The organism is Bacillus atrophaeus (assembly GCF_039519175.1).
In the GTDB taxonomy this organism is placed as follows: domain Bacteria; phylum Bacillota; class Bacilli; order Bacillales; family Bacillaceae; genus Bacillus; species Bacillus atrophaeus.
This window is the reverse complement of sequence record NZ_CP154443.1, coordinates 3,831,314-3,854,638: the sequence shown is the minus strand read 5'-3', so window position 1 is coordinate 3,854,638 and position 23,325 is coordinate 3,831,314. Positions and strand designations below refer to the sequence as shown.

Here is a 23,325-nt window from a genome sequence, read left to right as displayed (position 1 = left end):
ATGAAAGCAAACATTTCAGCCTCTTTTTTGCAGAATGGAGAAAAAACTTTTTTAAATGACCAATCGGTGGAGAAACCGAAAGCAGGACGAGATTCACATTTTGAGTTTGATCCTGTATTCTTGTAGGTAACAAGCGTTGCGTAGGAGGAAAGAAATGTGGAATTACTATTTTTAGGGACCGGCGCCGGCATGCCGGCCAAATCAAGAAACGTCTCATCCATTGCGTTAAAGCTGCTGGAAGAAAGGCGTTCAGTCTGGCTGTTTGACTGCGGGGAAGCCACACAGCATCAAATATTACATACATCTATTAAGCCCCGTAAAATTGAAAAAATCTTTATTACCCACATGCACGGTGACCATGTGTACGGTCTTCCCGGGCTGCTCGGAAGCCGATCCTTTCAAGGGGGAGAGGATGAACTCACAATCTACGGACCTAAAGGTATTAGAGCCTTCATAGAGACGAGCCTTAACGTGACAGCGACACGTCTGACTTATCCTCTCGCCATTATAGAAATAGAAGAAGGAGTTATCTTTGAAGATGACCAATTTACCGTGACGGCCAAGCCTGTGATTCATGGTGTTCCTGCATTTGGTTATCGCGTTCAGGAAAAAGATATGCCGGGTGCGTTAAAAGCAGATTTATTAAAAGAAATGAAAATCCCGCCGGGTCCGATTTATCAAAAAATCAAACAAGGGGAAGAGGTCACACTTGAAGATGGGCGCGTGATTAATGGAAGAGATTTTCTGGATGAGCCTAAAAAGGGACGGGTCGTAGCGTTTTCCGGAGATACAAGAGTGTGCTCAAATGTGAAGGAGCTTGCGGTGGATGCAGATGTGCTTGTCCATGAAGCCACCTTTGCAAAGGGAGATGATAAGCTTGCCCATGATTATTTTCACAGTACAACTGAACAAGCTGCAAAAACAGCTAAGGAAGCAGGGGCAAAGAAACTCATTTTAACCCATATCAGTGCGAGATATCAGGGAGAAGCCTCTTTGCAAATGCTGTTAACGGAAGCGGAGGATATTTTCCCAAACAGTATGACAGCATTTGATTTTCTGGAAATTGATGTACACCGGAGCTAAAAAAGGTTTATGGTTGACAGGATATGCTCATATTGTATAATAAAGCGTAATAATTACGTTTTAAGAGGGGGATTTTAAAAGTGAGAGTCAATGTTACTTTAGCATGCACTGAAACAGGGGACAGAAACTACATCACAACAAAAAATAAACGCACGAATCCAGATCGTCTGGAGCTTAAAAAATACTCACCGCGTTTAAAGAAATACACGATTCACCGTGAAACAAAGTAATTGGTAAAAAGACCGAATCTGCCCGGTTCCTTGAGCAGATCTTGTACAGCCTTTGTGTTTCGATTTTTATCGGAGAACAAAGGCTGTATTTTTTTAGATCTTATTTTAGAGGAGAAAGGCAATTTCCTTTTAGCTGAATTCTCTTAGGGAACATCTCCTTACAAGGAATCGAAACCAATGGCTTACGGTTCTACTGATTATTATGTGTACGCTGTTCTTTCAGCAATAAAAAATCCCCTCCAAGTAAAAGTGTTTCATCCTGAATCCGCGGACTCTTTTACATGATTGGGGATCATTATCACTGGTCTGTATTTAAATTGGTTTTACGCCGGTCAGTTCACCGCTTGATAGACTGGAGCGCCCATTTGCTGGCGGGCTGCGCACCATACATCGTAAAGAGCAAGATGAACGATATGCGGTTCATCGTGGTGAATGTCGTGAGAGCTGTTTTCAGCCTGAATCCAGCCGCTTTGATTAGATAAGGACAGGATGCTGCTATGCAGTTTTTGCCATTCTTTGTGCGGCTTTTTTAAGCGTTCGTTTCGCTCTCCAGAAGATAAAATCAAAAGCGGCATATCACCTAAGTGGATTTGCTGTTTTTTGATCTGGCGGAGGCTTGTAAGAAATTCTGCGTGTGAACCTTCTAATATAAACTGTCTGTAATACGCGGCTTGCATGTCTTCAGGCATAAAGGGGAGCACATTGTTTTCTTGATCTTCAGAAGCCGGATCAAGCAGCACCATTCCTATAATATCCCGGCGGTTCTGGCTGGCCCATAATCTGCTGATAATTGCACCGTATGAATGCGAGACAACAAGATATGGCGGCTTTACACCTGCTCGATGAAGCAATGCTTTCAATTCCTTTACCATGCGGTCTGCCGTTCTGCTGTGCGCGCTTCGTCCGCTTTTGCCGAGTCCGGCTCTATCGTATGTGAAAATTCCAAGTTCTTCATCAATGTTAGCCAGTAATGGGTTCCATGTCTCAGAAGATGTGCCGTAGCCGGCTTCAAAGACAACCGTAACATCACTAGTTCCTTTGCGGTGTTTCGTATGAAAAGGGCATCCGTCAACTGTATATGTCTTTTCTTCCCATGCTGTATTCATTGGAGTCATCTCCTCTAATTGGTTCTAATAGGGAGACGCAGAACGTCGGGCAATCGTTTCTCGAAAAATAAAAAAAGAGATATCCGGCGGTGTTTCCGCGGATATCTCGGGGGAGTTGGTGTTACCACGCTCTATCGTATTGTACGGGCGCCGGAATGTTTGTATTCAGCTGTTGAGCAGCGGTTCTTGCGAAAAATGGGTCCCGCAAAAGCTCTCTGGCAATAAAAATAAGATCAGCGCGGCCGTTTTGCAAAATTTCTTCAGCTGCTAAACCATTTGTAATCATTCCTACTGCCCCGGTCGGTATGTCAGCCTGTTCGCGGATCTTATCGGCGAAACTCACCTGGTAGCCGGGGAACACGTTAATATCGGCATGAACAAGAGCTCCTGAGCTGCAATCGATTAGATCGACGCCCTGCTCCTTCATCCATTTGGCAAACCCGATGTGATCCGCGATGTCTAACCCTTTTGGTGTGTAGTCAGAAGCAGAAACGCGAACAAATAAAGGACCGTCCCATACTTGTTTGACTTCATCAATTGTTTCTCTTAAAAAGCGGTAGCGATTTTCCGGTGAACCCCCGTATTCATCTGTGCGATGATTGGAAAGCGGAGATAAGAACTCATGAATTAAGTATCCGTGCGCTGCATGCAATTCAATAATATCAAAGCCGGCTTCTTTTGCGCGGACAGCAGCCTGTTTAAACTCCTGAATCGTCTCTTTAATTTTTTCCTCTGTCATTTCAACCGGCGTGTTTGAATGTTCATCAAACGCAATGGCTGACGGAGCGTAAATATCTCCTTCAAGCTCAGCTTTTCGGCCGGCGTGCGCGAGCTGAATGCCGATTTTTGAACCTTGGGCTTTCACCTGTTCTGTCAGCTTTGAAAGCTCTTCAATATGATCATCGCTCCAGATTCCCAAATCTTGATCCGAAATCCGGCCTTGAGGGGTAACGGCTGTCGCTTCAACGATAATCAGCCCCACCTGTCCGATTGCGCGGGTTATGTAATGGGCCATGTGGAACGGCTGCAGTTTCCCATCTTTATTATGAGAGGAGTACATGCACATTGGAGACATCACAATCCGGTTTTTTATGGTTACATCTTTTACACTCCACGGAGTAAATAATTTTCTGCTCAATATCTTTCGCCTCCCGATATGTTTTTAGAGATTGATTATAACAAGTCATTTCTTTCCCGTCATATAAACTGCTCAAACGCGTTACGAATATTAGAATTTTCTGTATAATAGACAGGGAATTCTTTTTATTTTGAAGAACTTAAATGATTTTATACATATGAGGAGCAGATGTCTTATGAATTGGCAGACGAAGGAAGAATTGCGGGAACTTTTAGTTTCTCTCGTTCAGTACGACAGTATTACCGGTTCAACGGGAGAGGTAGCCCTCGCTGAATATCTTTATTACTTATTAAAAGACAGACCCTATTTTGAAAGGAATCCCGAGCATCTTACTCTCCATCCGATGAATGACGGAAGGTATTTTTTGACGGCGCTAGTGAAGAAAGAGGACATAGCGCAGGCCGTCCTCCTGCTGAGCCATTTTGATGTTGTAGACATTGAAGACTATGGGGAATTCAAACATATGGCATGCAAGCCGAATGAACTTCTGGACTCTTTTCTAGAGAAAAAAGATTTGCTGCCTGAGCATGTGAGGCAGGACGCAGAGAGCGGGGATTGGCTGTTTGGGAGAGGCGCGATGGACATGAAGGCCGGCCTCACTGTTCAGCTTTCCATGCTTGAGAGGGCGATGGAGGGCCAATTTGACGGTAATCTTCTGCTTGTGACGGTGCCGGACGAGGAAGTGAATTCCCAAGGCATGCTTGAAGCCGTTCCGGTATTAAAAGAGTGGGAAAAAAAACATGGTTTGCGCTATACCGCTTGTGTAAATTGTGAACCGATGTTTGAAAAATTCCCCGGTGATTCAAACCAATATATATACTCTGGAAGCATCGGGAAAGTGCTGGCGGGATTTTTTTGCAAAGGAATTGAAACGCATGTCGGAGAGCCATTTTCAGGCTTGAATGCCAATTTGATGGTTTCTGAAATTAACCGTCTTCTTGAACTGAATGTCAGTTATTGCGAAGAGGCTGACGGGGAGATTACACCGCCGCCGGCCAATTTAATGCAAAAGGATTTGAAGGAAGCCTATTCAGTCCAGACGCCTCATACCGCTGTCACTTTATTTAATGTGCTGACGATGAAGCGCTCTGCCAGTGAGCTTCACCGGATGCTGCTTGATACCGCAAAAAAAGCAGCTATTAATATAGCAGCCAATATCCAGCATAAAACACTTGATTTTCAGCGGTTCGAATCGTTTCAGCCGATTGACCGAAATGTTTCTGTCCTGACCTTTGAAGAACTTCTGGATCGTGCCAGGCAGCGTGTCGGAAGCTCGGAGGCAGAACGGGTGCTGAACTATACATTTGCTAACAAAGGGAGCCTCGGCGACCGGGATTTTTCAACAAAAATTGTATCTGAACTTGCCGCACTATGTAAGGAGGACGCCCCGCTGATTGTTTTGTTCTATAGTCCGCCTTTTTATCCCGCAGTCACCTCAAAGGAAGACCGGATCATAAAAAAAGCGGTAGAACAGCTTACAGATTATGCGAGTGAAAAACACGGACTTCCCTTAAAAGAAGTTCAGTATTTTCCGGGACTCTCTGATTTAAGCTACCTTCAGCTTGAAAAGCAGGAGGTTGATGCTTATACAAGCAATATGCCGCTGTATAACAGAGGATATTCACTTCCGTCAGGCAAAGAACAAGCTTTGTTTGTGCCTGTGCTGAATGTCGGTCCGGCGGGGAAAGACCCCCATAAGTGGACAGAAAGACTGAATATGCCGTTTTCATTTGAAATTCTTCCTGACCTGCTTTCATTTACCATTACAGCTTTATTAAAAAGCCATAAATAAGTTTTACCATGGGATATACGGCTTTTCATCTGTATAACATAATATTACTGCTTATCAAAAAAGCATGAACGGTTATTCGCTCATGCTTTTTTAATTACATATGTTTTAAAACAGTGCCGGCAAACTCTTCTTTTATTTCCCCGGACCGTTTGGCCGTTTCTTCAATGCAGTGTACAATGGCGTCTTCAAAACACCGTTCCTTTAAGACGCGCAGTCCGGCTTCTGTTGTGCCGCCTGCGCTTGTAATCTCCGTTCTCAGCTGTGCTGGCTGTTTTCCGCTTTGTTGAAGCATTTCTATGGCGCCGGCCATCGTTTGCAGAATCAATCGTTTTGCAAAGCCTTCTTCAAGGCCGACTTTATGTGCCGCCGTCTCCATTGCCTCTGCATAATGATAAAGGTACGCAGGGCCGCTTCCCGCAATCGCCGTTACTGCATCCATGTGCTTTTCTTCCACGAGAGACGCCTCACCGATCGTTTCTAACAACGTTTTTGCAGTTTTGATCGCGTCCGCGCCTGCTTCAGGACTTGCGGAAAACGCAGTTGCCGATTTTCCGATTGCCGCGGATGTATTTGGCATCGCCCGTATGACGGTCAGATTTCTTTCAAAATAACACTGGATCGTCTCTATTGTAATGCCGGCAAGCACCGATATAACAAGCTGATTTTTGATGTGAGAACGAATGCCGGCGATGCTTTTTGCTGCATCTTTCGGCTTTATCGCAAGGACGATGATATCCGTTTTCTCAAAAAAAGCAGTTTTATCTCTGCATGGCAGCACGCCGTATGTGTCTTTTAACTCCTTCAGCCGCGCATCATTTGACCTGTTGGTGACGAGTATGTGATCGGGTTTCATCATTCCGCTCTTCAATAAGCCGTTGATCATTGCTTCAGCCATAGAGCCGGCCCCTATAAATCCAATTGTTTTCATTTAAATCCTCCTTCATTCTATCCGGAAACACAAAAAACCTTTTCGTCAAGTAAAGGACGAAAAGGTTCGCGGTACCACCCTAAATTAGCACAAAGCTGTGCTCAGCTCATATCCCGTAACGCGGGAAACGTTTAGGTTTTCCTAACCGCTCTAAGGGCAGGTTCTGCAAACAAGAGGGCCGCGATATCTTTCAGCCTGAGGATCATCGCTCTCTTTGGCCATTGTTTGTATACTATTCCTCGTCATAGCGTTCCATGTTCGTATTTTAGTTTGTTGTTCATTATGCAATGGAGGACAAGTTTATGTCAATAGCTTTTTAAAAAAGGGAGGCTTAAAGAGAAAGCATGAATGACACCGGAGAGAGAAAAAGCTAAAATATGAATAACAAAAGAAACAGACTTGGACAAGGAGTTTAAAGATGACAACTACAGAGATTATTCCGATCTGCGTGCCGACGCCATTTGCAGTCGGTGATGTGATCGTTTATTTAGTGAAAGGCGATGCGCTGACGCTCATAGATGCCGGACCGAAAACAAAAGAGGCGGCTTCTGCTCTTGAGCATCAGCTTGCAGCTCAAGGTGTAGCGATATCAGATATTGAGCAGGTGGTGCTTACCCATCACCACGCGGATCACGCAGGGCTGCTTGATCTATTCTCTGACCTGACAGAATTGATCGGACATGCTTATAATGAACCTTATATCAGTCGAGATAAAGCATTTTTTGAGTGGCAAGGAACCTATTTTCAACAGCTGTTCTCTGAATTAGGCGCACCGCTAGAACATAAACAGGCAGAAAGGCTCCTCCGGTCTGCGTACAAATTTTCCTGTACACGTTCTTTGACAAAAACAGTCGGAGAAGGAATGGAAATTGACGGATTAAAGGGCTGGACTGTCTTAGAGATGCCCGGCCATGCGGAATCACATATCGTTCTGTTCCACGAACAGGAAGGGAGAATGATTGGAGGGGACCTGCTGTTGCAAAACAGCTCATCTAATCCGATTATCGAAGCGCCAAAAACAGGAAGCGAGAGAACGGCGCCTTTATTAGACTATCAGCAGTCATTAAAACGGCTGTATGACTTAAATCCTGCCATCATGTATCCCGGCCATGGAGATGCCGTCAAAAATGTACAAACACTTATTACGAAACGACTGGATAAACAGCGGAAGCGGACGGAGGACGTGTGGCGCATGCTGTCTGAAAGGCCGCATACCGCTTTTCAAATCTGTCAGCGGCTATTTCCGGAGTTCTATCAAAAAGAATTGTTTTTAACGATGTCAGAAACCGTCGGACAACTGGATGTCTTAGCGCACAATAAAAGAATTACAACAGAGCGGGACGGAGCAACTCAATATTTTAAAGCCGTATAAGAGGTGAATTTAATATGAAGAAGTTAGCAGGAAAGCGCATTTGGATTACCGGTGCTTCTGGCGGTCTCGGCGAACGAATTGCTTATTTATGCGCCGCCGAGGGAGCCCGCGTCTTGCTATCGGCTAGGCGGGAGGACCGTTTGCAAGAGATCAAAAGAAAAATAGCAGAGGAATGGAGCGGGCTGTGTGATATCTTTCCGCTGGATGTCGGAAGCCTTGAAGAGATCGCCAGCGTGCATCGCAGGATCGGTTCTGTTGATGTCTTGATTAACAATGCGGGGTTTGGTGTATTTGACACGGTTTCGGACTCATCACTGGATGACATGAAGCAGATGTTTGAAGTGAACGTCTTTGGCCTGATTGCCTGCACAAAAGCGGTTCTTCCGGGGATGCTCGAGCAAAAAAGCGGCCATATCATCAATATCGCATCTCAAGCCGGAAAGCTGGCAACACCGAAATCAAGCCTTTACTCAGCAACCAAACACGCTGTCTTAGGTTATTCAAACGCATTGAGAATGGAGCTGACGGAAACCGGCATATATGTGACAACCGTGAATCCGGGGCCCATTGAAACAGACTTCTTCTCGATTGCCGATAAGGGCGGGGACTATGTGAAAAATGTGAGGAAATGGATGCTTGATCCTGATGATGTCGCAGCCCAAATCACGGCAGCCATCCTGACCGGAAAGCGCGAAATCAACCTCCCGCGCTGGATGAACGCCGGCACAAAACTGTATCAGCTATTCCCTTCGCTAGTGGAAAAGCTGGCCGGGCGGGCTATGATGAAGAAGTAGATAAAGTCCCAGCTAAATCTTAGGCTGGTTTTACACTCGAAAAAAGGGAGAGATGTTTTACATGTCTAAAAGTCAGAAAGCATTGGACTCACTCCGTAAAGACCCGCTGATCCAAAAGCTCGTAAAAACGCGTCCGGTCTTTTTAAATCCTAAAAAAACCGATGTCTTTGCTCCGGACCGCTGGATTTGAAGGGAAAATGATGGAGCCGCTGCTGAGCGGATGCTATACCGCAGAAGATAACATGCTGTACGAGTTACTGTATATGCTGGCCGATTCTGAAAACAAGTATTTAGAACCCTCGGCGCTAGCCGGGATGTTCGGACCTGTTCAGCTATTTACAACGGAAGAGGGGAAGCGTTATCTTCAAGACAATCAACTGCAATCGAAAATGAAAAACGCCGTGCATATCATTTGGGGAACCGTAGGCAGTATGGTTCCCCGGGGAGAAATGGAAACGTATCATCGTATCGGGTCTGCATTGATAAATTCCAAAAAATGAGCAGACAGTGAGAGCGTTTTCCGTTACAATCTTTGTAGGCATGAGTTTAGTAACGGAAGCTATATAGAGAGATTGGTGTGAATATTGAAAAAGAAAGAACTTAATTTACATACCTTATACACACAGCATGACCGCAAGTCTTGGTCGGGATTTGGCGGCCACCTGTCAATAGCGGTTTCTGAAGCGGAAGCCAAGGCGGTGGAGGGGCTGAATGATCATTTATCGGTAGAAGAGGTTGAAACGATTTATATTCCGCTTGTCCGCCTGCTTCATTTACATGTTGCATCTGCCGCTCAGCGAAATAAGCATGTGAATGTTTTTTTGAAGCACCCGCATTCGGCCAAGATCCCGTTCATTATCGGGATTGCCGGCAGCGTCGCAGTCGGGAAAAGCACGACTGCGAGAATTTTACAGAAGCTGCTTTCGCGTTTGCCTGACCGCCCCAAGGTGAGTCTTGTGACAACCGACGGCTTTTTGTTCCCTACAGCGGAGCTGAAAAAAAGAAACCTGCTGTCCAGAAAAGGATTTCCCGACAGCTATGACGTAAAAGCGCTGCTTGAATTTTTAAATGATCTCAAGTCAGGAAAAGACAGGGTGGAGGCGCCCGTGTATTCCCACCTTACCTATGACAGGGAGGAGGGCGTCTTTGAAGTTGTGGAGCAGGCTGATATTGTCATTATTGAAGGCATTAACGTTCTTCAGTCTCCGACATTGGAAGATGACAGAGAGGATCCCCGTATTTTTGTTTCTGATTTCTTTGATTTTTCCATTTATGTCGATGCTGAGGAACACCGCATCCTTACATGGTATCTGGAGCGCTTCCGGCTTCTCAGGGAAACGGCGTTTCAAAATCCGGCGTCCTATTTTCATAAATTTAAAGACCTCTCTGACAAGGAAGCGGACGAGATGGCGACTTCAATCTGGGAAAGCGTCAACCGCCCTAATTTATATGAAAACATTTTGCCGACAAAGTTCCGCTCGGATCTGATTCTGCGAAAAGGTGACCGGCATAAGGTGGAAGAAGTTTTAGTCAGAAGAGTGTGAAGAAAGAGCTTGGGGGTGAGACAAATGATACACCATATTGAATTGTATGTCTCAGATTTGGAAGCCTCAAAGCGATTTTGGGGATGGTTTTTAGGTGAGCTTGGCTATGAACCATTCCAAAAGTGGGACTCCGGCATCAGCTGGAAAAAGGACGATTTTTATCTGGTGTTTGTGCAAGCAGAAGAACGGTTCCTGGAGCAAGGATTTCACAGACGCCGGATCGGACTGAATCATCTGGCTTTTCATGCTGAATCAAGAGAGCAAGTTGATATGATGACAGAAAAGCTGTTGGAAAGAGGTTATCATGTGTTATACAGAGACAGGCATCCGTATGCGGGCGGCGCGCATTATGCCGTATACGCAGAGGACCCGGACCGGATAAAGGTCGAGCTGGTTGCTCCGGGTCTATAAATTCTTTTTCTCCTCTTTACTGAGCGTATCCAGCTTTTTTTCAATTCGTTCTAACTGTGCTTTGCGTTTTTTCAGAGTTCTTAGACCCGCAACAGCTGTAAAAATGATCACTGCTACTAATAATAATGGCGCCAATTGAAAGATCATGTCTCCGATATTCATTTGCTTGCCTCCTTTTTAGGGAGAGGGGGTTTTCATCTCTCCCGAGTATTTTTACAGCGATTTATCCACTCCAGGCCGAGCTAGAGCTGTTCCGGCCGTCATCTGCCGGTATGCAAATGCTAAAAACGGCAGTCCGATCAGCGTGATGCCGGCAAGAATAGAAAAAATGAAGCCGGGTCTGCCCGGTCCAAATACATCAATACACGTGCCTCCGGCCTAAGGGCCTATTACATTTCCCAGCTGTGAAAAGCCTATTGCTTCAAAATAAGTGCCTTTCAATTCAGGCTTTGCGATCTGGTCTGCGAACAAATCCATCACAGAAAACAAAGCACTTCCCCAATTGTAAAGGTAATAATGATGGTCCAGCTGCTGTTCTCTCCTGTACGCGTTCTTTTTTTATCATACATGAAAAATTTTCCTTATCCAACAGCAATTCTAAAAACAATTCTCTATAGAGGTATTGACCTTCGCTGAAAGAAATCGCCGTTTGAAAATTTAAAGGCGGTGATTTTGACCCATCAGGGTAGAACACATCGGAGGAGCGCCCGCTCTTACCCAGGAGACCGGACACGAGATTACAATCTATGCCCATGAATTGGAACGCCCTTATATAGAAGGGGGGCTTCCGCTTATTAAAACCGATATCAGCCGTATGACCAAGGAGAAAGCAGCATCTCTTCCGGAGGAAATAAGGCAGCTGTCTAAAACCCTCCGAAGAGAAAAGTGCAGGAAACCATAGAGGATGGGCAATTGCTTCCGTTTTGCGGCGGAATCCGCGTGATTTTTATACAGTGGTCAGCCTTTATATGGAGGAAAAGAAACTTCTCATTGCCGCAGATGCATTGGTTAAGACTGGTGGCGCTTTACACCGGCCTGTTGGAGAGGAGACATTGGATTATAGGATAAGGAATTTTTAGACTATGACATAAGTCCGGTGGTTTGTTATCATGGCGGTGTTTTTCAAGGAAGCCCGCATCAGCGGATAAAAAAGCTGCAAGGAAAAACAGAGATGTGAAAACATCTCTGTTGTTTTATGAAGAGTGATCTGTATGTTTTTTTCTCAGCAGCACAAGTCTCCATATATGACTCACGATCACCTTCGCGACAGCATACCCCGGTATCGCCAGCAGCATGCCGACAATGCCTGCAAAATTTCCGACGGCGAGCAAGAGAAAAATAATGGTCAGCGGATGGATCGAAAGTTTTCGCCCCATCACCTGCGGGGAAATGATTTGGCTTTCGATTTGCTGGGCGATGACAACGACCACGATGACCAGTATGGCGGTTGTCGGCGAATCAAACAGACCGACGACAACGCCGGGAAACGTGCCGATCCACGGGCCGATAAAGGGGATGACATTGGTCACCATGGCGACAACACCCAGCATTAGCGGGTAATCCAATCCGATGATAAAATAACCGATTGTCACAAGCACGCCGACACAGCAACTGACGATAATCTGACCCTGTATGTAAGCGCTGAGCGTCTGATCCATGTCTTCGAGAATCCGTTTTCCTTCTTTTTGCTGTTTTTTAGGGAGAAAATGCAACAAGTACCGGGGCGCTTTTTCGCCCTCTTTTAACATGTAATACAGCACAAAAGGAATAATGACAATGGTAATGACCGCATTGGTCACAGCTCCTGCCATACTTTTTATGTTGTCTCCCAGCGAAGAGATGAAGCTGTTAGAGTAGTTTGTGACTTTATCTGTGATTTGATTAAGCGAACTTTGCTCTTGCAGGCGGGAAAACCACTTGTTGTGCTGTATGGTTTCAATCCAATCTCTTGCCTGATCAAGCAGTTTCGGGAAGTTGCTGACAAAGCTGTTGAACTGTTTCTGAATCTCAGGTCCTGCTGTATAAATGAAGAGGGTGAAGAGTCCGCCGGCGGTTAGATAGATCAGCAAGATCGCAATACCCTTTGGCAGTTTGGCTTTTGTATGCAGCAGTTTAACGAGCGGACGAAACAAATAGTAAAGCACACCCGACAGTATGATCGGCCCGAATAAGGTTTGGCAGAAAATAATGAAGGGACGGAACAAAAAGTCAATCAACGTTCCGAGATAGATGATGAGAAACAACAAAAGAATCCCATATCCGATTTTAAAATATTTACCGACAGGCATAGGCACACCACGCAATCAAAAGATTTGAAACATTCCTCCTGCGTTCCATTCCCATTCTGTGTGCCGTATAAACGTTTTATCAGGAAAATAGCCCTTGATTTGTGACATAGTCATAAATAACATCCTCTATATGCGCATGCAGATCCTCATCAGGCTCTTCGTTTTGTCTTTCTTTCAAGGCGGCTTTCAAGCTCTGTTTTTCATACGGGCTTAACGGGTCCGTGGCGATATTCCGGCCATATTGGCGAAGCGCCTGTCCTAACATTTTTTCCAGGAATTGATCCATCGTTTATTCTCCTATCTTTATTGTCGCTTTTATTCTACTAAATGTTTTGCCGCTCTCAAACCGTCAGATCATATTTTCTGGCAGGCAAGAATCATTTACCAGTATAAACCGAACGTATTTTCGCATATAATAGCAAGAGCGAACATAAGTTCTTTTTAGAGGTGTATATGATGAAAGAAAAAGTGATTTTTCTCGTTGATATGCAATCGTTTTATGCATCCGTGGAAAAAGCGGAGAACCCCCATTTGAAGAATCGGCCGGTTATTGTTTCCGGTGATCCGAAGAGAAGGAGCGGGGTGGTGCTGGCTGCTTGCCCTCTTGCAAAGAAAAAGGGGGTTGCTAATGCTTCGCGGCTTTGGGAAGCCCAGGAAAAGTGTCCCGAGGCTGTGGTGCTTCGTCCCCGCATGCAGCGTTATATTGATGTGTCTTTGCAAATTACCGCGATTCTCGAGGAATACACAGATATGGTCGAGCCTTATTCCATTGATGAGCAGTTTATGGACGTCACCGGCAGCCAGAAGCTGTTTGGACGGCCGGAGGATATAGCCAGAAGCATTCAAGACAGAGTGATGCGGGAGATGGGTGTTTATGCGCGGGTGGGCATCGGACCGAATAAAGCTCTCGCGAAAATCGCCTGTGACAACTTTGCAAAAAAGAATGCGAGCGGGATATTTTATTTAACTGAAAACAATATGAAAACACATATGTGGCCTCTCCCTGTCGGCTGCTTGTTTGGCGTCGGAAGCCGGATGAAGCATCATTTACGCCGGATGGGGATCAGCACCATCGGCGGGCTTGCGGCCTTTCCGGTGGAGCTTTTAAAAAAGAAGTGGGGCATTAACGGACACGTGCTGTGGATGACCGCAAACGGCATTGACTATTCGCCCGTGACGACTGCGTCTTTGGATGGCCAAAAAGCGATCGGACACGGAATGACGCTCCCGAAAGACTACGAACATTTTGACAGGGAGATTAAGGTCGTGCTGCTGGAGCTATGTGAAGAGGTGTGCAGGCGAAGCAGAAGATCAGGGGCGATGGGGCAGACGGTGTCGGTGAGCTGCCGGGGCGCTGATTTTGATATTCCGACGGGCTTTCACCGGCAAGTGAAGCTGTCTGAGCCGACCAACCGCACACAGGATGTGTACCGGGCGGTATGCAGATTGTTTCTTGCGTTTTGGGATGGGAAACCTGTGCGCCGCCTCGGCGTCAGTCTTTCTCAGCTCTCTTCTGATGACGTATGGCAGCTCAATTTGTTTCATGACTATGCGAAGAACATGAGCCTCGGGTACGTAATGGACGGCATTAAAAGCAGGTTCGGCGACACAGCGATTGTCAGAGCCTCATCGTTAACAGCCGCTGGCCAGGCGTTTGAACGCGCGGCTAAAATAGGAGGGCATTACAAATGAGCGATCATTTAAAAAGAGGCAACTTATTATGGGAAGGAAGCCGAATGTTTTTGCCGGAACATAAAGAAAGTCTGCTGGCGAGAAAACGCCATAAACAGAAGCTGAAGAAGCCGATCCTTGACCCTGATAAGCTGGAAGAGATGAATCAGACGGTCTGTGAGGCGATGGAATATGCGCAAGAGGTAATGGTCAGCTACTTCGAAGACGGAGCGCTTATCTATTACAGCGGGAAAATCTGCCGTTATGAGGAACTGCAAAATATGCTATGGATAAAGGGAGCCGCTGATCAGCCGCATAGATTAAAGCTTGAGCATGTGCTCGATATTTCTCTATCTGTTTGAGCTGAAAAAAGAGCGCAGGCAACGGATCATTCTGCGATCCATGAGAACAGCATGAAAATAAAAGGAAAATCAGCCGCAGACAGCCGTTTGGGCTGATTTTTTTTGGATTTTTTCTATCCGCACACGTGTACATAGTTCCTTTGGCTGTCTGAAAACGTATAGTAACAGAAAGAATCCATTTACAATTGCACTCAGGCAAAATATAATTTTTATATTGCATAAGAGAATGACATTCGTTTTTGCCAGACGGAGGGAGATCAAAATCGAAATGGATATACGGACAATCACGTCTTCAGATTATGAAATGGTTACGTCTGTAATAAATGAATGGTGGGGCGGAAGACAGCTGAAAGAGAAGCTGCCCAGATTATTTTTTGAACATTTTCAGGACACAAGTTTTATCACGTATGAAAACGGAGCGATGACCGGGTTTTTAATTGGTTTTCAATCACAGTCAGATCCGAAAACCGCATACATCCATTTCTCAGGTGTCCATCCAGATTTCAGAAAAATGCAAATTGGAAAACAATTATACGAGGTTTTTATTGAAACGGTCAAAAAGAGAGGCTGCACCCAAGTAAAGTGCGTGACATCGCCTGTAAACAAAGTATCCGTCGCTTACCACGCCAGATTGGGCTTTACAATTGAGAAAGGCGATAAAACAGTGAACGGCATCTCAGTTTTTGCGGACTACAACGGGCCCGGCCAAGACCGGGTGCTGTTTGTAAAACAGATTTAGGAGGGGGAATCTATGAATTTTCTATCTCAAACACCTACACCGCCTTACTATGCCGTGATTTTTACTTCGATAAAACGAGAATACGATATCGACTATGAGAAAACAGCAGAACATATGATGTTACTTGCGGAAAACCAGCCTGGTTTTTTAGGCGTGGAGAGCGTTCGGGAGAATAACGGAAACGGGATTACGGTTTCCTATTGGGATAGTCTGGAGGCGATCCAAAACTGGAAAATCCATACCGAGCATCAATCGGCAAAAGAAAAAGGGAAAAGCGTTTGGTATGAAGCGTACGCGGTTCGTGTGACAAAAGTGGAAACGCAGCGCTTATTTCAACCGAAGGAGACAAAAGATTGATTGAATATCTTTGGCACAGCCATGAACCAATTGCACAGGAGATCGCGGCGCTTCAGCAGGAGGCTTATCGAAAAGAAGCGGAGCTGATCGGTTTTTTCGGCATTCCCGCATTGAAAGAGAAAGCAATCGATATCATCAAATCACAAGAGCGGTTTGCCGGCTATAAAGAACGAGAGAGGCTCCTCGGCGTGATTTCCTATGAAAAGAATGCCGGCGAGCTGACCATTTGCAGGCTGGCGGTACATCCGGACGGCTTCAGAAAAGGAATCGGACAAGCCTTGACGAAATTTGTGATCGCAGAAAATGAAGACGCCGAAAAAATAGAAGTCACAACCGCTGAAAACAATACCCCGGCGATATCGCTGTATACAAAAGCGGGATTTACAAAGGCGGCAAGGATCAAAGCGGCAGAGGGGATTTTTCTGTCTGTCTTTCATTTATATCCGAAAAGGAAAGTGGAGGTAGTTCCATACCGAGAAGAGTGGAAGCGCATGTTCGCAAAGGAAAAGATACAGCTTGAGCGTATCCTTGGTCCTGAAATCATTGCAATCAGCCACATCGGAAGCACGTCCATTCCCGGAATGAGCGCAAAGCCGGTGATAGATATCCTGATAGAGGTAAAAGATATTGAGGCGATAAATCAATATAACTTGCAAATGGAGGCGCTTGGCTATGAAGCGAAAGGGGAAAACGGCCTGAAAGGAAGGTGTTTTTTTCGAAAAGGCGGGAACAAGCGCACACACCACGTTCATATTTATGAAAATGGAAATAGGGAGATCGTGAGGCATACGTTATTCAGGGACTACCTCATCGCCCATCCTGAAAAGGCGGCTGAATACGCAACGCTAAAAAAACAGCTGGCTGCAAGATATCCGGATGACATCAAACAATATATAGAAGGGAAAAATGAGTGGATCAAGGATACAGAAGAAAAAGCGAACCGCTGGAAAAACTAAGCCGGAGGCGCAAACAATGCAGACAGCCGTATTGTGTGCTACAATAGCGAAAATAACAAAAACGGGGGATCAATCTGATGCAAATTCATTTGACAGATACGGCAAAACAAACGCTGCAGCAAGCGATGGTTGCCAACCCGGGCAAAAAAGCACAGCTCCGTTTTGATGCTGAAGGCTGCGGCTGCGCAGTCAGCGGCGTGCCTACAATATGGCTTTCGGAACAGTTGACAGGCGAATGTGAACAGCTCGAAACAAATGGAGTCCCATTGTATATTCAATCATCACAAAAAGTGTTTTTTGACGATCAAATGACGATAGATTACAATGAAAAAGCCAATACGCTGGCGCTGAAAAGCCCGGCGCAAATGCTAAGCCCAAGAATGAGCATATTAGTAAAGTAGGGAGACAGCAAAACGTGGATCAAAAGCTGAAATCAATTAAACAAACAGCTCAGCATAAAACGTGGGTATCCTTCCTGAATAAAAATCACCCGTACAGCCTGCTGCATTGGTCGATCGGAGGAGCAGAATCCATCCAAAAAGATGTATGGCTTCTGCAGGACGAGATGACTTTTGACACACAGGAGTTCACAACGATTGATCTTGCCATCAACTGGATTGGCGAGAACATGGACGGAATTACAGACGTTTTATAATGAGAAAGCGAAAGAACTGCAGTGTTCTTTCGCTTTTTTTTAATATTATGGTTTAGCAACACGGTCCAAAAACGTTTTCACGGCATTGCGGTAACTGTCACGGTTTTTCGTATAGGACATGGCATGCTCTCCGGCTTCCGCAATATATAACGATTTCGGTCCGTTTTTCTTTTCATAAAGAAGCTCGCTCGCTTCAACGGGGATATAATCATCGTCTTTACTGTGAATAAACAGCACCGGCTGAGATATGCGTCCAATGACTGAGAGCGGTGACACATCGCGTGTGCGGTAGCCGTCTCTCCACCGCAAAAAAAGGTTAGCGAGGGGAAGAATCGGCCGCGCCGGCAGCCGGTACTCCATTTTAAGCCTATAGGCCAGCTGTTCATCAAAGCTTGCGAACGGACAATCGGCGATATAAAAATCAGCGCCATCGTCAGGATGGGCGCCCGCATACAAAAGCGCGGTGACTGCTCCCATGGATTCCCCGTGAATTCCGACCAATCCCCGCTGTCCGACCCTCTCTCTCAGCCAGGAAACCACCTCTTTCAAATCATCCTTTTCGTAATAACCATAGCTCGTTGTTTTGCCGCCGCTCTGGCCGTGCCGGCGGTGATCATAAACCAAGACATTCCATCCTAAATCAAGAAACAAGTGCATGTATTTAAGTGAATTAAACAAATTCATTGTTACACCGTGACAGATGATCATCGTATTTTGTGTATCGTGGGGCGCGATATAGTAGCCTTTCAGATCGTATCCATAGGAAGACGGGATGACAAAAGCCGTTTTCTCCATACGGTCAAACGCATCAAAAACGTCATGCCCGTCCTCCATCTCTCTTTTAATAATCTCTTCATCTGTTTTTTTCTTCATGAACATGATGATATTTGTAAAGCATATGCCGATAGCTGCGATAATTCCAACTGCGGCTCCGATGGCAGTCAGCCACTTTTTCATGTGTCCGCTCCTTTCCAAGACAACAGCATTATATCTTAAATAGTATGACAAATGATCAAAAAATCCTTTAAAAGAAGCGATTTTCATTCGTCAGCATCCATTTTTAACACCGGAAAAACATCATAAACGTCACACTTGTTCACTCTCCATCCCGCATGATAAACTGACACCACAAAGAAAATGGGGGAGCAAGGATGAAAAAACAAAAATCAGCAGAAAAACACCGCTTACAAGACGATCTTCAATCCGATATCAAAGCAAAACTTCAACAAATGAAAAGTGAGCTGAAGGCAGAGGATGAGAAGAAGCAAGAAAGAGAAAAAGCGGAGCAGATCAGAAAAAGAAAAGAAATTGAAAAGAATAAAAGCTTTGAAGAGCTGCTGAATGAAAGCAATCTCGACTGGCATCAGTATAAAAAATAAACCGGCACCGAGTTTCAGGTGCCGGTTTTATTTGTTTATGAGCGGTGAGCTTCGTAAATATCCCGTTTCGTATGGAATTGGAGCGCTTTGATTTCTTGTCCGCTCAAACTCCGGGCGCCTGCAGCCTTGATGTTTTCCTTCAGCTGTTCGATCTTGCTTGCTCCCGCGATAACCGATGTGACAGCGGGCTGCGCCAACAAGTATTGCAGCGACAGTTCTGTCATGCTGAGATCAGGAGCGATGTCGGAGACAGACTTTCGAACGTGTGCCAATTCATCATAAGAATAAGATAAATAACCGTTTTGCTTTACGCGGTCTCCGGCTTTTTCAAGCGGTTTTTCGGTCAGCAGCCCTTTGGCAAGCGGCCCTCTTGCGACCACGCTGATTTGATGTTCTTCTAAAAGAGACAGCCACTCCTCAGGCCGTCTGTCCAATAAACTGAATTGCATCATAATGCTGGTGATGTTTGACTTTCGTACATATTCTTTAATCACGTTGGGCCGAATGGATGAAATTCCGTAATAGAGGATGACGCCTTCTTGCTTTAGCTCCTCAAACGCTTCGATTGTCTCATCTATATTGTCTTCCATCGTGCCGCCGTGAAGCTGATACAAGTCGATATAGTCAGTTTTCAGCCGCGTTAAGCTCTTTTTGACGGCTTCTTTTATGTAGGCTTTTGAAGGGTCCCAATACCAGCCTTCTTTTCCCTCTTCCCAGCGGTTTCCCGCTTTTGTTGCCAAAATAATATCATGGCGCCTGTTTTGAATCGCTTCACCGACGATTTCTTCATTACGGCCGAAATCATAAAGGTCAGCGGTGTCCAGATAATTAATGCCAAGCTCGATTGCTTCATCGAGGAGGGACAATGCTTTGTTTTTCTCCGTTCCAAGTGACATGCAGCCGAGCCCGACTTCGCTTACTGCCAAATCAGAAGCGCCTAGTTTCCGTTTCTTCATGGTTCCACTTCCTTTTCGTCTTTTTAATGACCGTAATATAAAGGAGCGGAGTTTTCAACTTTTAAGCTCTGGATATCAACTCTCTCACATACCGGAATGTTTGTCCGCATTCTCTCAGCTTTGCCCGCACCTCCCGTGCTTTTCCGACTAAGACGATACCATTTTGCAGGCGATAAACTCTCATCAAAGGACCTCCTTTTGCATGTATGATAAAATGTATGGGGCATGATAGAGAGACAGAACGGGAGATGAAGATATGAAACATTTAGAAGAAAAAACCATTGAAAAAGAAAAGCTTTTTTCAGGCAAGGTCATAGATCTTTATGTGGAGGATGTGGAGCTTCCAAACGGAAAAACCAGCAAACGGGAAATCGTCAAGCATCCGGGAGCGGTTGCGGTATTAGCTGTTACAGACAGCAATAAAATCATTTTGGTTAACCAGTACAGAAAGCCGCTCGAGCGCACGATCGTCGAGATTCCGGCCGGAAAGCTTGAAAAAGGGGAAGAACCTGAATATACCGCGTTAAGAGAGCTTGAAGAAGAAACAGGTTATACAGCAAAAAAATTGACCAAAATCACAGCGTTTTATACCTCGCCGGGCTTTGCGGACGAAATCGTGCATTTGTTTCTCGCTGAAGATCTGTCTGTGCTTGAAGAGAAAAGGGAGCTGGATGAGGACGAATTTGTAGAGGTAATGGAGGTGACGCTTGAAGACGCATTGAAGCTGGTGGAAACACGTGAGGTATATGATGCGAAAACAGCTTATGCCATCCAATACCTTCAGCTGAAAGAGGCGCAGCAAGCACAAAAATGAAAAACATATATGCTGACTTACACATCCATATCGGCAGAACCTTCACTGGCCGGGCCGTGAAAATAACCGGCGCAAAAACACTGACACTTGACAACATTTTAATTGAAGCCAGTGAATCTAAAGGAATCGAGCTTTTGGGGATTATTGACTGCCATTCACCGGAAGTGATTCTTGAGCTTGAAGAGGGCATTTCTTCGGGCAGATATCGAGAGCTTGAGGAAGGCGGGATTCGATATCGCCGCACCACGCTTTTATTAGGAAGTGAATTGGAAATATACGATGAGTCTTGCAAAGGCCCGGTTCATGTACTTGCCTTTTTGCCGACAATCGCCAAGATGAAAGAGTTTTCTGTGTGGCTTTCTGCCCGGCTCAAAAATATTCATCTCAGCTCACAGCGCATATATGAAACGGGGCTGAATCTCCAGAGAAAAGTAAAGGAATTGGGCGGATTATTTATTCCCGCCCATATTTTTACGCCGCACAAAAGCTTGTACGGAAAAGGCGTTAAAACCTCATTGGCTGAAATTTTCGATCCTGAGCTGATTGATGCAGTTGAGCTTGGATTAAGCTGTGATTCGTATATGGCATCGCAGGTATCCGAGCTGAATAATTATTCATTTCTGACAAATTCTGATGCACATTCTTTAGGAAAAATCGGGAGAGAATATAATAAATTGATCATGTCTGAAGCGAATTTTTCAGAATTTGCGTTGGCTTTAAAAGGCCGGGAAAACAGAGGGATTGCGGCCAATTACGGGTTAAATCCATTGCTTGGAAAATATTATCGAACTGCTTGCGAAGCGTGCGGAGAGCCTGCTGTAAAAGATGGGGAATCGTGCGCGTCATGCGGAGGAAGAAGATTTACAAAAGGCGTCAGTGAAAGGCTCAGTGAGCTGAGTGACCAGCCGGAAAATCTTACTATGCGCCCGCCGTATGTTCATCAAATTCCGCTGCAATTTGTCCCGGGAGTCGGACCGAAAACGCTGGAAAAACTAAAGAGCGCCTTCGGAACGGAAATGTCGATTCTCCATCAGGCAAGCGAAGAGCAATTGGCTAAGGTTGTATCTCCTAAAACCGCAGCTTTAATAGTAAAAGCAAGATCTGGAAAGCTGAACGTTGAGGCAGGAGGGGGAGGCGCGTACGGAAGAGTAAAAGCATAGGGGAACGGCTGAACGCAAAAATAGACATGCTCAAAGAAGGCATGTACTGCCGTTTTAGATAAGCTCTTCTTCTATCTTTTTCTTCGCCCTAATAAAAGCAATCAGCTGAATAATCTCTTCTTCAGTCAGAGGTTTTCCGTCAACGGTCATGTTAAGATTCAGGCTGCTCAACTCTGTCAATTCGATTGATGAAGGCGCAGACTGTTTTTTTGGCTCGGTGCGGCCCAGCAAATCGTCGCATGTGGTATTGAAGAGATCGGCTAATAGCGCCAGAGCTTCAAGAGAAGGACGACGGTATCCTGATTCATATCCGGCGTATGTGCTTTTGGCGATACCGAGCCGGTCTGCCGTATATTGAAGAGACCAATTTTTCTTTTTTCTTAATTCTGTTAAACGATCTAGATTCATGTATCTTCCGCTCCTTTTCACTGAGCTGATTATATCATATAGGTCTGAAGAAGTGTACGCGAATCGAATAATATTTACTTGCTAATTTCATTTTCCGTGTCTATAATTGCATTAAAAGTATGCGGAAAGCGAATGTTTTCTCGCAAATCATCTTAAGATACAGTCATTTTTAGTTGAAGAGGTGTAGGTTATGAAAAAATTGCTGTTGTTGACAACAGGAGGAACAATTGCTTCAGTTGAAGGAGAAAATGGACTTGCACCCGCTGTCAAAGCGGATGAATTATTAAGTTATGTCTCACAGCTTGATAACGATTACACGATGGAAACTCAATCGTTAATGAATTTAGACAGCACCAATATGCAGCCTGAATATTGGGTGAAAATCGCCAAGGCGGTGGAAGAGAATTACGAAGCGTATGACGGGTTTGTTATTACTCACGGAACGGATACAATGGCCTATACGTCTGCTGCATTGTCATATATGCTGCAGCACGCAACGAAGCCGATCGTGATTACGGGATCGCAAATACCTATCACGTTTAAGAAAACAGATGCTAAAAAAAATATCACCGATGCGATCCGGTTTGCCTGTGAAGGCGTAGGCGGCGTTTACGTGGTATTTGACGGCAGAGTCATTCAAGGAACCCGAGCGATTAAATTAAGAACGAAAAGCTATGATGCCTTCGAAAGCATCAATTATCCGTACATCGCTTTTATCAATGAAGACGGCATTGAATACAATAAACAAATGACCCCGGAGCGAGAGCCGTTTGCAGTTGATACGTCTTTGTGCACGGATGTTTGCCTGCTTAAGCTGCACCCGGGCTTAAAACCGGAAATGCTGGACGCGCTGAAAAGCATGTACAAAGGCATTGTCATTGAGAGTTATGGAAGCGGTGGCATTCCATTTGAAGAAAGAGACCTCCTCACCAAGATAAACGAACTGATCGAGAGCGGAATCGTTGTTGTGATTACGACTCAATGTTTGGAAGAGGGCGAGGATATGAGCATATATGAAGTCGGGCGGAGAGTGAATCAAGATTTAATCATCCGTTCAAGAAATATGAATACCGAAGCGATCGTGCCGAAATTAATGTGGGCCCTGGGTAAATCCTCTGATCTGGTGGAAGTGAAAAAGATCATGGAAACACCGATCGCCGATGATGTCGTATTGTAAACGTT

29 protein-coding genes and 2 pseudogenes are annotated in these 23,325 nt (G+C 45.2%); 20 read left to right on the top strand and 11 right to left on the bottom strand.

The genetic code is table 11. From position 1 onward, the window contains the following. Positions 1-156 precede the first annotated feature (156 nt). Positions 157-1,083 (top strand): ribonuclease Z, encoded by a 927-nt coding sequence (gene rnz, locus AAHT65_RS19325; protein ID WP_003325526.1) that lies wholly within the window; start codon positions 157-159, stop codon positions 1,081-1,083. An 80-nt stretch (positions 1,084-1,163) separates the two neighbouring features. Next, positions 1,164-1,313, top strand: coding sequence for a 50S ribosomal protein L33 (gene rpmG, locus AAHT65_RS19320; protein ID WP_003325527.1), 150 nt, complete (start codon positions 1,164-1,166; stop codon positions 1,311-1,313). A 332-nt stretch (positions 1,314-1,645) separates the two neighbouring features. Here the strand turns inward: rpmG and AAHT65_RS19315 are convergent, their stop codons facing one another. Together AAHT65_RS19315 and namA are read right to left on the bottom strand one after the other, a co-directional pair. Then, positions 1,646-2,419, bottom strand: coding sequence for an alpha/beta fold hydrolase (locus AAHT65_RS19315; RefSeq protein ID WP_343310686.1), 774 nt, complete (start codon positions 2,417-2,419; stop codon positions 1,646-1,648). Between the two features lie 121 nt (positions 2,420-2,540). Continuing rightward, a complete protein-coding gene (namA, locus tag AAHT65_RS19310) occupies positions 2,541-3,557 on the bottom strand; it encodes an NADPH dehydrogenase NamA (protein WP_003325529.1) in 1,017 nt (338 codons plus the stop codon). A gap of 175 nt (positions 3,558-3,732) precedes the next feature. Here namA and AAHT65_RS19305 point away from each other — a divergent pair, with 175 nt between their 5' ends. Next, positions 3,733-5,349 (top strand): M20/M25/M40 family metallo-hydrolase, encoded by a 1,617-nt coding sequence (locus AAHT65_RS19305; protein ID WP_327853767.1) that lies wholly within the window; start codon positions 3,733-3,735, stop codon positions 5,347-5,349. 94 nt (positions 5,350-5,443) lie between these two features. On the opposite strand, the gene proC is transcribed toward AAHT65_RS19305, so the two are convergent. Further along, on the bottom strand, positions 5,444-6,277 hold the full coding sequence (gene proC / locus AAHT65_RS19300) for a pyrroline-5-carboxylate reductase (protein WP_343310685.1): 834 nt from the start codon (positions 6,275-6,277) through the stop codon (positions 5,444-5,446). A gap of 418 nt (positions 6,278-6,695) precedes the next feature. On the opposite strand from proC, the gene AAHT65_RS19295 reads away from it, so the two are divergent. The 6 genes and pseudogenes from AAHT65_RS19295 (at position 6,696) to AAHT65_RS19270 (ending at position 10,398) form a co-directional block, all read left to right on the top strand. Continuing rightward, positions 6,696-7,649 (top strand): MBL fold metallo-hydrolase, encoded by a 954-nt coding sequence (locus AAHT65_RS19295; RefSeq protein ID WP_010789140.1) that lies wholly within the window; start codon positions 6,696-6,698, stop codon positions 7,647-7,649. 14 nt (positions 7,650-7,663) lie between these two features. Continuing rightward, positions 7,664-8,443: an SDR family oxidoreductase gene (locus AAHT65_RS19290; RefSeq protein ID WP_315915302.1), complete on the top strand. Its 780-nt coding sequence runs from the start codon at positions 7,664-7,666 to the stop codon at positions 8,441-8,443. Positions 8,444-8,504: 61 nt separating this feature from the next. Beyond that, on the top strand, positions 8,505-8,633 hold the full coding sequence (locus AAHT65_RS19285) for a hypothetical protein (RefSeq protein ID WP_343310684.1): 129 nt from the start codon (positions 8,505-8,507) through the stop codon (positions 8,631-8,633). Beyond that, positions 8,617-8,943: pseudogene (locus AAHT65_RS19280) on the top strand (D-serine ammonia-lyase); the annotation flags it as partial. The gene AAHT65_RS19285 and the pseudogene AAHT65_RS19280, both read left to right, overlap by 17 nt. An 84-nt stretch (positions 8,944-9,027) precedes the next feature. Further along, positions 9,028-9,987 (top strand): type I pantothenate kinase, encoded by a 960-nt coding sequence (gene coaA, locus AAHT65_RS19275; protein WP_003325537.1) that lies wholly within the window; start codon positions 9,028-9,030, stop codon positions 9,985-9,987. Positions 9,988-10,014: 27 nt separating this feature from the next. Beyond that, the gene (locus AAHT65_RS19270) at positions 10,015-10,398 is read left to right on the top strand and encodes a VOC family protein (protein ID WP_219947819.1); all 384 of its coding nucleotides are present in this window, start codon (positions 10,015-10,017) and stop codon (positions 10,396-10,398) included. Here the strand turns inward: AAHT65_RS19270 and AAHT65_RS19265 are convergent. The 4 genes and pseudogenes from AAHT65_RS19265 to AAHT65_RS19250 all read right to left on the bottom strand — a co-directional run bounded on the left by AAHT65_RS19265 (position 10,393) and on the right by AAHT65_RS19250 (position 12,972). Beyond that, positions 10,393-10,560: a hypothetical protein gene (locus tag AAHT65_RS19265; protein WP_343310683.1), complete on the bottom strand. Its 168-nt coding sequence runs from the start codon at positions 10,558-10,560 to the stop codon at positions 10,393-10,395. The genes AAHT65_RS19270 and AAHT65_RS19265 overlap by 6 nt on opposite strands. Before the next feature lie 51 nt (positions 10,561-10,611). Next, a pseudogene (locus AAHT65_RS19260) lies at positions 10,612-10,940 on the bottom strand (MDR family MFS transporter); the annotation flags it as partial. Positions 10,941-11,591: 651 nt separating this feature from the next. After that, the gene (locus AAHT65_RS19255; RefSeq protein WP_063638501.1) at positions 11,592-12,686 is read right to left on the bottom strand and encodes an AI-2E family transporter; all 1,095 of its coding nucleotides are present in this window, start codon (positions 12,684-12,686) and stop codon (positions 11,592-11,594) included. Positions 12,687-12,765: 79 nt separating this feature from the next. After that, positions 12,766-12,972, bottom strand: a complete 207-nt coding sequence (locus tag AAHT65_RS19250) for a YqzH family protein (RefSeq protein WP_343310682.1) — start codon at positions 12,970-12,972, stop codon at positions 12,766-12,768. A 167-nt stretch (positions 12,973-13,139) separates the two neighbouring features. On the opposite strand from AAHT65_RS19250, the gene AAHT65_RS19245 reads away from it, so the two are divergent. The 7 genes from AAHT65_RS19245 to AAHT65_RS19215 all read left to right on the top strand — a co-directional run bounded on the left by AAHT65_RS19245 (position 13,140) and on the right by AAHT65_RS19215 (position 17,426). Then, the gene (locus tag AAHT65_RS19245; RefSeq protein ID WP_088117527.1) at positions 13,140-14,378 is read left to right on the top strand and encodes a DNA polymerase IV; all 1,239 of its coding nucleotides are present in this window, start codon (positions 13,140-13,142) and stop codon (positions 14,376-14,378) included. Beyond that, entirely contained in the window at positions 14,375-14,719 is a 345-nt protein-coding gene (locus tag AAHT65_RS19240; protein ID WP_061572903.1) for a YolD-like family protein, read from the top strand. Before AAHT65_RS19245 ends, AAHT65_RS19240 begins: the two co-directional genes overlap by 4 nt. Before the next feature lie 268 nt (positions 14,720-14,987). Next, positions 14,988-15,458: a GNAT family N-acetyltransferase gene (locus AAHT65_RS19235; RefSeq protein ID WP_010789131.1), complete on the top strand. Its 471-nt coding sequence runs from the start codon at positions 14,988-14,990 to the stop codon at positions 15,456-15,458. A 12-nt stretch (positions 15,459-15,470) separates the two neighbouring features. After that, positions 15,471-15,815, top strand: coding sequence for an antibiotic biosynthesis monooxygenase family protein (locus AAHT65_RS19230; RefSeq protein WP_088117526.1), 345 nt, complete (start codon positions 15,471-15,473; stop codon positions 15,813-15,815). Then, the gene (locus AAHT65_RS19225) at positions 15,812-16,771 is read left to right on the top strand and encodes a GNAT family N-acetyltransferase (RefSeq protein WP_088117525.1); all 960 of its coding nucleotides are present in this window, start codon (positions 15,812-15,814) and stop codon (positions 16,769-16,771) included. The genes AAHT65_RS19230 and AAHT65_RS19225 overlap by 4 nt, the downstream gene beginning before the upstream one ends. A 77-nt stretch (positions 16,772-16,848) precedes the next feature. Then, complete coding sequence (locus AAHT65_RS19220; protein ID WP_010789128.1) at positions 16,849-17,172, top strand: iron-sulfur cluster biosynthesis family protein; 324 nt, start codon at positions 16,849-16,851, stop codon at positions 17,170-17,172. 14 nt (positions 17,173-17,186) lie between these two features. Beyond that, a complete protein-coding gene (locus tag AAHT65_RS19215) occupies positions 17,187-17,426 on the top strand; it encodes a DUF2552 family protein (RefSeq protein ID WP_003325550.1) in 240 nt (79 codons plus the stop codon). Positions 17,427-17,471: 45 nt separating this feature from the next. Here AAHT65_RS19215 and AAHT65_RS19210 read toward each other — a convergent pair whose 3' ends face one another. Continuing rightward, positions 17,472-18,383, bottom strand: a complete 912-nt coding sequence (locus AAHT65_RS19210; RefSeq protein ID WP_343310681.1) for an alpha/beta hydrolase — start codon at positions 18,381-18,383, stop codon at positions 17,472-17,474. 194 nt (positions 18,384-18,577) lie between these two features. Between AAHT65_RS19210 and AAHT65_RS19205 the strand changes: the two genes are divergently transcribed. After that, positions 18,578-18,805: a YqkE family protein gene (locus AAHT65_RS19205; protein ID WP_010789126.1), complete on the top strand. Its 228-nt coding sequence runs from the start codon at positions 18,578-18,580 to the stop codon at positions 18,803-18,805. 35 nt (positions 18,806-18,840) lie between these two features. Here the strand turns inward: AAHT65_RS19205 and AAHT65_RS19200 are convergent, their stop codons facing one another. After that, positions 18,841-19,761 carry an aldo/keto reductase gene (locus AAHT65_RS19200; RefSeq protein ID WP_343310680.1) on the bottom strand — a complete coding sequence of 307 codons (921 nt, stop codon included), beginning with the start codon at positions 19,759-19,761 and terminating at the stop codon, positions 18,841-18,843. Positions 19,762-19,822: 61 nt separating this feature from the next. Beyond that, complete coding sequence (gene mciZ, locus AAHT65_RS19195; RefSeq protein WP_003325554.1) at positions 19,823-19,945, bottom strand: Z-ring formation inhibitor MciZ; 123 nt, start codon at positions 19,943-19,945, stop codon at positions 19,823-19,825. A gap of 72 nt (positions 19,946-20,017) precedes the next feature. Here mciZ and AAHT65_RS19190 point away from each other — a divergent pair, with 72 nt between their 5' ends. Both AAHT65_RS19190 and AAHT65_RS19185 read left to right on the top strand, forming a co-directional pair. Continuing rightward, positions 20,018-20,575: an NUDIX hydrolase gene (locus tag AAHT65_RS19190; RefSeq protein WP_010789124.1), complete on the top strand. Its 558-nt coding sequence runs from the start codon at positions 20,018-20,020 to the stop codon at positions 20,573-20,575. Beyond that, a complete protein-coding gene (locus AAHT65_RS19185; protein ID WP_088117521.1) occupies positions 20,572-21,735 on the top strand; it encodes a TIGR00375 family protein in 1,164 nt (387 codons plus the stop codon). Before AAHT65_RS19190 ends, AAHT65_RS19185 begins: the two co-directional genes overlap by 4 nt. Before the next feature lie 54 nt (positions 21,736-21,789). On the opposite strand, the gene AAHT65_RS19180 is transcribed toward AAHT65_RS19185, so the two are convergent. Beyond that, positions 21,790-22,143 carry a helix-turn-helix domain-containing protein gene (locus AAHT65_RS19180; RefSeq protein WP_010789122.1) on the bottom strand — a complete coding sequence of 118 codons (354 nt, stop codon included), beginning with the start codon at positions 22,141-22,143 and terminating at the stop codon, positions 21,790-21,792. Between the two features lie 190 nt (positions 22,144-22,333). Here AAHT65_RS19180 and AAHT65_RS19175 point away from each other — a divergent pair, with 190 nt between their 5' ends. Then, positions 22,334-23,320: a type I asparaginase gene (locus tag AAHT65_RS19175; protein WP_061670053.1), complete on the top strand. Its 987-nt coding sequence runs from the start codon at positions 22,334-22,336 to the stop codon at positions 23,318-23,320. The last annotated feature ends 5 nt before the right edge of the window (positions 23,321-23,325 follow it).

What these genes read in the sequence shown, in the direction of transcription:
- AAHT65_RS19315 (WP_343310686.1), bottom strand. Translation starts at nt 2,419, where the DNA reads ATGAATACAGCATGGGAAGAAAAGACATATACAGTTGACGGATGCCCT.
- AAHT65_RS19305 (WP_327853767.1), top strand. Translation starts at nt 3,733, where the DNA reads ATGAATTGGCAGACGAAGGAAGAATTGCGGGAACTTTTAGTTTCTCTC.
- proC (WP_343310685.1), bottom strand. Translation starts at nt 6,277, where the DNA reads ATGAAAACAATTGGATTTATAGGGGCCGGCTCTATGGCTGAAGCAATG.
- AAHT65_RS19295 (WP_010789140.1), top strand. Translation starts at nt 6,696, where the DNA reads ATGACAACTACAGAGATTATTCCGATCTGCGTGCCGACGCCATTTGCA.
- AAHT65_RS19290 (WP_315915302.1), top strand. Translation starts at nt 7,664, where the DNA reads ATGAAGAAGTTAGCAGGAAAGCGCATTTGGATTACCGGTGCTTCTGGC.
- AAHT65_RS19285 (WP_343310684.1), top strand. Translation starts at nt 8,505, where the DNA reads ATGTCTAAAAGTCAGAAAGCATTGGACTCACTCCGTAAAGACCCGCTG.
- AAHT65_RS19265 (WP_343310683.1), bottom strand. Translation starts at nt 10,560, where the DNA reads ATGAATATCGGAGACATGATCTTTCAATTGGCGCCATTATTATTAGTA.
- AAHT65_RS19255 (WP_063638501.1), bottom strand. Translation starts at nt 12,686, where the DNA reads ATGCCTGTCGGTAAATATTTTAAAATCGGATATGGGATTCTTTTGTTG.
- AAHT65_RS19250 (WP_343310682.1), bottom strand. Translation starts at nt 12,972, where the DNA reads ATGGATCAATTCCTGGAAAAAATGTTAGGACAGGCGCTTCGCCAATAT.
- AAHT65_RS19245 (WP_088117527.1), top strand. Translation starts at nt 13,140, where the DNA reads ATGATGAAAGAAAAAGTGATTTTTCTCGTTGATATGCAATCGTTTTAT.
- AAHT65_RS19240 (WP_061572903.1), top strand. Translation starts at nt 14,375, where the DNA reads ATGAGCGATCATTTAAAAAGAGGCAACTTATTATGGGAAGGAAGCCGA.
- AAHT65_RS19235 (WP_010789131.1), top strand. Translation starts at nt 14,988, where the DNA reads ATGGATATACGGACAATCACGTCTTCAGATTATGAAATGGTTACGTCT.
- AAHT65_RS19230 (WP_088117526.1), top strand. Translation starts at nt 15,471, where the DNA reads ATGAATTTTCTATCTCAAACACCTACACCGCCTTACTATGCCGTGATT.
- AAHT65_RS19220 (WP_010789128.1), top strand. Translation starts at nt 16,849, where the DNA reads ATGCAAATTCATTTGACAGATACGGCAAAACAAACGCTGCAGCAAGCG.
- AAHT65_RS19210 (WP_343310681.1), bottom strand. Translation starts at nt 18,383, where the DNA reads ATGAAAAAGTGGCTGACTGCCATCGGAGCCGCAGTTGGAATTATCGCA.
- AAHT65_RS19205 (WP_010789126.1), top strand. Translation starts at nt 18,578, where the DNA reads ATGAAAAAACAAAAATCAGCAGAAAAACACCGCTTACAAGACGATCTT.
- AAHT65_RS19200 (WP_343310680.1), bottom strand. Translation starts at nt 19,761, where the DNA reads ATGAAGAAACGGAAACTAGGCGCTTCTGATTTGGCAGTAAGCGAAGTC.
- mciZ (WP_003325554.1), bottom strand. Translation starts at nt 19,945, where the DNA reads ATGAGAGTTTATCGCCTGCAAAATGGTATCGTCTTAGTCGGAAAAGCA.
- AAHT65_RS19190 (WP_010789124.1), top strand. Translation starts at nt 20,018, where the DNA reads ATGAAACATTTAGAAGAAAAAACCATTGAAAAAGAAAAGCTTTTTTCA.
- AAHT65_RS19185 (WP_088117521.1), top strand. Translation starts at nt 20,572, where the DNA reads ATGAAAAACATATATGCTGACTTACACATCCATATCGGCAGAACCTTC.
- AAHT65_RS19180 (WP_010789122.1), bottom strand. Translation starts at nt 22,143, where the DNA reads ATGAATCTAGATCGTTTAACAGAATTAAGAAAAAAGAAAAATTGGTCT.
- AAHT65_RS19175 (WP_061670053.1), top strand. Translation starts at nt 22,334, where the DNA reads ATGAAAAAATTGCTGTTGTTGACAACAGGAGGAACAATTGCTTCAGTT.